Raw genomic sequence first — 1,151 nt, forward strand, 5'->3', positions numbered from 1 at the left:
GGGCAGGACTGGGGATAGCCAGGCGGCGATGAGGGCGCGCAAAAGCGCAGTCAGCCATGCGACGAGCAACCTGAGATTGTGCCCCGCGGCGACCAGGATGGCGTTGATGGCATCGCCGGTGGCACCGGCGAGGTGATTGCGCTCGAGCAGGCCATCGGACTTGGTGTGACCGATGATCGGTTCGATGGCATTTCGTCGCCTGAGCTCGCGCTTGATCGTGGGTGAGGTGATCCCGCGGGTGTGGGCGATATAGACCCTGGCCTGCCCGCCATGCTTGTGCCCCTTGTAGCCGCGATCGACATAAGCCCGCTCAACGGTGACGCCGGTCAGGCGCTCGACTTGCTCGATCTGCCCGGACAGGGTGTGGCCATCATAGGGGTTGCCGGGCAACGCCTGCATGCCGACGATGAACTGGCCGCCGGCGGTGCGGGCGTTTGTCACCGCGATCGAGGTCTTTACCCCGAACTCGTAGCGCGTCCGCGCCTTGCCCTTGGCGATGCATTCCACCTCGGGCGCGTGCAGGGCATAAAGCTTGTCCGTGCTGCCAGCCTTCTGGGTGAGGATCTTCGCCACCCGCTCGCGGACGACGGCAAAGGCGGCCTCGAGTTCCTCATTTCCGGCGATCTTGCGGCCGATGTCGCGGTCGAGCCGGCCCAGCCAGGTGCGAAGTTTGCGCACCCAACGCATCGCCTGCTTGTGACCGCGCCCGTGGATCAGCCGGGAGACATCGCGCCGAGCCTGGCGGCCCACCCGCAGGAATGACTGGCGCAGCTTGATACCGTGCTTGCGGGCAATCCGGTTCAGCCACTCGATGCCGCGTAGCAGCAGGTGGCTGTCGGTGGGATGGGCAATCGCCTTGGTCTGTACAGTCGTGTCCACCGTCACCCGCTCGCAGGCCTGCGGCGGCATTGCCCTTGTTTCCATCGCCACGCGCAGCGTCTCGGCGAGCAGAAGTTCCAGCTTGTCGGCCCCGATCCGGTTCCGCCAGCGCGTCATCGACGAGCGATCCAGTGGCAGCTTGTGGCGGAAGTACTGCTCGCCGCAAAAGAATTGGTGGTACGGGTTCTCGACCCAGCGGGCGCAGACGGCTTCGTCCGACAGGCCCTCCATGTGCTTGAGCAGGTGCAGGCCTGCCATTAGCCGCGTCGACA

At 65.6% G+C, this 1,151-nt stretch carries 1 protein-coding gene; it reads right to left on the bottom strand.

Annotated features, from left to right (window positions below; genetic code table 11):
* The coding region (locus QRN25_RS25630; protein ID WP_285022309.1) for an IS5 family transposase at nt 1-1,137 on the bottom strand (1,137 nt) is incomplete at its 3' end.
* Nucleotides 1,138-1,151 lie beyond the last annotated feature (14 nt).

It is taken from the genome of Novosphingobium sp. fls2-241-R2A-195 (assembly GCF_030209485.1).
GTDB lineage: Bacteria > Pseudomonadota > Alphaproteobacteria > Sphingomonadales > Sphingomonadaceae > Novosphingobium > Novosphingobium resinovorum.